Raw genomic sequence first — 5,518 nt, 5'->3', positions numbered from 1 at the left:
CATCGGACGGTCTTGATCAGCAAGCCGCGCGGGCATCAGCGCGCCGCTGCACCGGGGAGTTCCGCCTCCGATTCGCGCGGCGCACCGGGCGCCGGGGCCGCGACCGGCTCCGCGGTGTCCTCGGCGGCCATCGCGTCGGCGCGCTCGGCGGAATTGCGGTCGGCCAGCACGCGCCGCGCGCGATCCAGGTCGAGGTTGCCGTCCCATTTCGCGATGGCCAGCGTCGCGACGGCGTTGCCGTAGAAGTTCACCAGCGCGCGGCACTCGGACATGAACTTGTCGATGCCGAAGATCAGCATGATGCCCGCGGCGGGCACCGTGCCGATGGTGGACAGCGTCGCGGTCAGCGCGATGAAGCCGCCTCCGGCGACGCCCGCGGCGCCCTTGGAGGTCAACAGCATGATCGCGAGCAGGCCGAGCTGCTGGCCGATGCTCAGCGGGGTGTCGGTGGCCTGGGCGATGTAGAGCGTGGCCAGCGACAGGTAGATCGCCGCACCGTCCAGGTTGAAGCTGTACCCGGTGGGCACCACCAGGCCCACGGTCGCGCGTTCGGCGCCCATGAACGTCATCTTGCGCATCAGGCCCGGCAGCGCCGGCTCGGCGGTCGAGGTCCCGAGCACCAGGAAGAACTCGTCTTTGAGGTAGCGCAGCAGCGCGAAGATGTTCAGCCGGACGTAGGCGGCGAGGAACCCGCCGAGCACGACGAGCACGAACACGATCGAAGTTGCGTAGAACAACGCGATCAACGAGCCAAGACTGCTCAAAGTGGACAGTCCGAACGCGCCGACGGCGTAGGCCATCGCGCCGAAAGCGCCCAGCGGCGCGGCTTTCATCACGAAGCTCAGCACCTTGAACACGACCTCGGTGAGCCGGTTGACCCCGGCCACGATCGGCTCGCCGACCGCGCCGACCGCCTTGATCGCGATGCCGAACAGCACCGCCAGGAAGATGATCTGCAGGATGTCGCCCTCGACGAACGCGCCGAAGAAGCTCTCCGGCACGAGCTGGGTGAACACGTCCCACCAGTGCTGGCCTTCGCCCTGCTCGACGTACTGCTGCGCGGTCCCGGAAGCCTGGATCTTGGCGGGATCGGCGTGCACGCCTTCGCCGAGGCGCGCGATGTTGATGGCCACCAGGCCGATCAGCAGCGCGACGATGGTCCCGACCTGGAAGTAGGTGAGCGCTTTCAGACCGGTCATGCCGACCTTGCGCAGATCGGCGACGTTGGCGATGCCGCCGATGATCGTCAGGAACACGATCGGCCCGATGAGCATCTTCATCGCCGCGATGAAGGTGGTGCCGATCGGCTGCATGGCCGAACCGATGTCGGGCCACTGCCAACCGACCAGGACGCCGATGACGATCGCGGCGAGCACCTGCACGTACAGCTGGCGGTACCAGCGCCTCGGCCTTGGCCGGTGCTGTTCCGTCCGGTGCTGGTCCGGCCGCTGTCGGGCGGGGTCCGGTTCGGCCGGTGCGGTATGCGCCATTGCATTCTCCTGCACGTCGAGGGATCGCGGGTGGCGCGGCGGTTGGCGGCGGGACGACCCCGGGGAAACGTGCGATCACGGTGCAGCCGGGGGCCGCGGCGAGTCCAAGAGTAAGTTGCTAACCGACTCATAGGCTCCGCCGATGAAAGCCGCCGACGAACGCACTGCCAGGGAAAACGGAGGTCGTGCATGGACACCCGGCAGCTGGAGTACTTCCTCGCGGTCGTCGACCACGGCGGATTCGGACGTGCCGCCGAGGCGCTGCACCTGGCGCAACCCTCGCTGTCGCAGGCGATCGCGGGCCTGGAGCGCGAACTCGGCGTGCCGCTGTTCCACCGGGTGGGCCGCGGAGTGGTGATCAGCGACGCCGGGACGGAACTGGTCGGCCCGGCCCGTCAGGTGCTGCGCGACCTGCGCACCGCCCGCTCCGCGGTGGACTCGGTGCGCGGCCTGCTGCGCGGCAGGGTGGAGCTGGCCACCATGCCGTCGCCCGGTGTGGAACCGCTGGGCACGCTGACCCGGTCGCTCTCCCGCGAGCATCCCGGTGTGACCGTCGGCGCCGAGGCCGCGTTCACCCCGGACGAGGTGGTGGCGCAGATCCGCAACGGCGTCTGCGAACTCGGCCTGATCGGAGCGCCCGAGGTGCCGGGGCCGCCCGGGGTGCAGGCGCACGAGCTGGAGTCGCAGGAATTCTTCCTCGTCGGTGCCGGTGACGTCGAATTCCCCGAAGGCGACCCGGTTTCGCCGTCCGCGCTGGCCGGCGCGCGCATGATCGTGTCCCCGCCGGGAAGTCTCATGCGGCGGATCGTCGACGACGTGCTCGCCGCGGGCGTGGACCTGCGGATCGCCGCGGAGGTCGCGCACCGCACATCGGTCCTGCCGCTGGTGCTGCAAGGCGTCGGCCTGGCGGTGCTGCCCGCCGGGTGGGTACCGCTGGCGCGGCGTGCGGGCGCGCGGATCGCCCGCATCGAGCACTCCGCCCAGCTGCACATCGCACTGGTCAGCCGTACGGCAGCGCTGACGCCGACCGCGAGCGCTTTCCTCGCGGTGGCGCGCGGTCATCGCCCGGCGGATTACCTGGCTCAGACCGCCTCGGATAGCCGCGGCCTATGAATCGGATCGCGAACGCGTGTTGGACGCTGGTCGGCTGAGCGGGCTTGACTCGGTGCACCACGAAAACCGGACCCGGGAGCCGCACCGATGTCATCCACCCGCACGTTCCGCATCGCCGCGATCCCCGCCGACGGGGTGGGAACCGAGGTCGTCGCGGCCGGGCGCACCGTTCTCGACGCGATGGCGCAGGACTCCGGCGGCGCGTTCGCCTTCGATTGGACCGAGTTCGACTGGGGCTGCGAGTACTACACCAGGACCGGCCGGATGATGGCCGAGGACGGTCTGGAGCAGCTGGCCGGCTTTGACGCGATCTACTTCGGCGCGGTCGGCTGGCCGTCGGTGCCGGATCACACCAGTCTGTGGGGGTTGCGGCTGAACATCTGCCAGAACTTCGACCAGTGGGCGAACATCCGTCCGGTCCGGTTCCACCGCGGCATCACGTCGCCGCTGCGCAAGGCCGATGAGTCCGAGTTGGACTGGGTCGTGGTGCGGGAGAACAGCGAGGGCGAGTACGCCGGGCTGGGCGGGCGCAACCTGTCCGGCCGGGGGGCGGGCAACGAGGTTGCGTTGCAGACCGCGTTGTTCACCGAGCGCGGGTGCGAGCGGATCATCCGGTTCGCCTTCGACCTCGCGCGGACCCGTACTCGCAAGAAGGTCTCTTCGGTGACCAAGAGCAATGCCCAGCAGTACGGCATGGTGCTGTGGGACGAGATCTTTGAACGGGTCGCGGGCGATTATCCCGATGTGGAGACCGAGAGCGTGCTGGTCGATGCGATGGCGGCGAAGTTCGTGCTGAATCCGGAAGAACTCTCCGTCGTGGTCGCGTCGAATCTCAACGCGGACATCCTGTCCGACCTCGGTTCGGCGTTGGCGGGCAGTCTCGGCCTGGCCGCGAGCGCGAACCTCAACCCGGACCGCCGGTTCCCGTCGATGTTCGAGCCGGTGCACGGTTCCGCGCCGGACATCGCCGGCCAGGGGCTGGCGAACCCGGCAGGTGCCATCGGCAGCGCCGCGCTCATGCTGGAGCACTTCGGACTCCCCGCCGAGGCGGCGCGGCTGAACGCGGCGATCGAGGCGACCGCGGCCGCAGGCGTGCGCACGCCCGACGTCGGCGGCACCGCCAAGACCGGCGACGTCACCGGAGCGATCCTGGAACACCTCCGCCGCTGACGGCTGGTTCGAGAAGCCCCCGGCGATTCGGCCGCTTCGTCCGCAATGCCCATATTATGGGAAATCCGCGGGTAACGGATCGGTGCAAACTCGGTGTGGACCACGCCGCCCGTAGATAGGTTCAGCTCCCGTACAACATCCGAGAGCGGACCGAATGGCGGCAGCATGAAGCCGACGAGTACGGATCACGAACCTTACGTGCCCGCGAGCGCGAGCCCGCGGGAGATCACCGCCAAGGCCGTCGTGCTCGGCATCGTGCTGGCGGCGGTCCTCGCCGGGGCCAACGCCTACCTCGGGCTCAAGGTCGGGCTGACCGTGTCCGCCTCGATCCCGGCGGCGGTGATCTCGATGGCGGTGCTGCGGATGCTGCGCGGCGCCACCGTGGTGGAGAACAACATCGTGCAGACCGCGGCATCGGCCGGTGAGGCGCTGGCCGCGGGAGTGATCTTCACGCTGCCCGCGCTGGTGCTGCTGGGCTACTGGAACGGGTTCCCGTTCCTGCCGGTGGCCACGATCGCGTTGTGCGGCGGCGTGCTCGGCGTGCTGTTCACCGTGCCGCTGCGGCGCGCGCTCATCGTCGAGAAACCGTTGCGGTTCCCCGAAGGCGTGGCCACCGCCGAAGTGCTCAAAGCGGGGCAGCGCGGTGGGCGCAGCGCCCGCTACATCACGATCGCCGGTCTCGCGGGCGCGTTGCTGAAGTTCGCGCAGACCGGGCTGGGCATCGCGTCCGGCACCGTCACCGGGGCGGTGAAAGCCGGTGGCGTGGTCATCGGCCTCGGCAGCGAGCTCGGCGTCGCGTTGCTGGGCGTCGGCTACATCGTGGGCCTGAACATCGCCGTTCTCGTCTTCGCGGGCGGTGCGCTGGCCTGGTTCGCGGGAATCCCGCTGTACATGGCGCTGGCGGATCCCGTTGCGCTGCAAGGGATCGTCGGCGACGCCACCGGTTTCGACGCGGCGGAGGCCGTGTGGGACGAGCAGATCCGGTACCTCGGCGTCGGCGCGATGGCCGTGGGCGGGGTGTGGGCGCTGCTGTCGGTCGTGCGGCCGATGGTGACCAGCATCCGCTCGTCGATCAGCGCGGTCCGCGCCGCGCGCAGCGGCGAAGGCGCCGATGTGCCGCGCACCGAACGCGACATCCCGGCGAACTGGCTCGGCTACGGCACGCTCGTGATGGCGGCGCCGGTGCTGCTGGTGTTCCTGTTCGTGGTGGACCGTTCACGGCTGGAGATCGGCAGCGGCGTGTTCGCCGGGACGCTCGCCTTCGGCCTGGTTTTCGCGCTGCTGGCCGGGTTCGTGTTCTCCTCGGTTTCCGGGTACATGACCGGGCTGGTCGGGTCGTCGAACAATCCGGTGTCCGGCGTGACCGTGCTGACGCTGCTGACGAGTTCGCTGGTGCTGCTGGGAATCCTCGGCACCCAGATCGATTTCGGCGCCGACGAGGCCAAGGCGACCATCGGCGCGGCCACGGCGGTGCTGATCTCCGGCGTGGTCAGCTGCGCGGCGGCGATCGCCGGGGACAACCTGCACGACCTCAAGACCGGGCGGTTGCTCGGCGCGACGCCGTTCAAGCAGCAGATCATGCTGATCGTGGGCGTCGTGGTCTCCGCGCTGTGCATCGCGCCGATCCTGTCGGTGCTCTACGCGGCCTACGGGATGGGCAACTCGTTCCCGCGATCCGGCATGGACCCGTCGCAAGCGTTGCAGGCGCCGCAGGCGGCGCTGATGAGTTCCATCGGCGAGGGCGT

Annotated in this window: 4 protein-coding genes; 3 read left to right on the top strand and 1 reads right to left on the bottom strand. The window is 69.5% G+C overall.

What is annotated here, in order from left to right; translation table 11 throughout:
* Positions 1-35: 35 nt before the first annotated feature.
* Positions 36-1,490 carry a C4-dicarboxylate transporter DctA gene (gene dctA / locus IJH84_RS20945; RefSeq protein ID WP_295147972.1) on the bottom strand — a complete coding sequence of 485 codons (1,455 nt, stop codon included), beginning with the start codon at positions 1,488-1,490 and terminating at the stop codon, positions 36-38.
* Between the two features lie 189 nt (positions 1,491-1,679).
* On the opposite strand from dctA, the gene IJH84_RS20940 reads away from it, so the two are divergent.
* From IJH84_RS20940 to IJH84_RS20930, 3 genes are all read left to right on the top strand, one after another.
* Positions 1,680-2,603 (top strand): LysR family transcriptional regulator, encoded by a 924-nt coding sequence (locus IJH84_RS20940; RefSeq protein WP_295147970.1) that lies wholly within the window; start codon positions 1,680-1,682, stop codon positions 2,601-2,603.
* Between the two features lie 87 nt (positions 2,604-2,690).
* Positions 2,691-3,773 (top strand): tartrate dehydrogenase, encoded by a 1,083-nt coding sequence (locus IJH84_RS20935; protein WP_295147968.1) that lies wholly within the window; start codon positions 2,691-2,693, stop codon positions 3,771-3,773.
* Positions 3,774-3,971: 198 nt separating this feature from the next.
* Positions 3,972-5,518 (top strand): OPT family oligopeptide transporter (locus tag IJH84_RS20930; RefSeq protein WP_295147966.1); only part of this gene is annotated, 1,547 nt, incomplete at its 3' end.

Source organism: Saccharopolyspora sp. (genome assembly GCF_017434145.1).
Classification (GTDB): Bacteria; Actinomycetota; Actinomycetes; order Mycobacteriales; family Pseudonocardiaceae; genus Saccharopolyspora_C; species Saccharopolyspora_C galaxeae.
This window is presented reverse-complemented; position numbering and strand designations above follow the sequence as displayed.

Coding starts and splice junctions, on each gene's coding strand:
- IJH84_RS20935 (WP_295147968.1), top strand. CDS start 2,691: ATGTCATCCACCCGCACGTTCCGCATCGCCGCGATCCCCGCCGACGGG.
- dctA (WP_295147972.1), bottom strand. CDS start 1,490: ATGGCGCATACCGCACCGGCCGAACCGGACCCCGCCCGACAGCGGCCG.
- IJH84_RS20940 (WP_295147970.1), top strand. CDS start 1,680: ATGGACACCCGGCAGCTGGAGTACTTCCTCGCGGTCGTCGACCACGGC.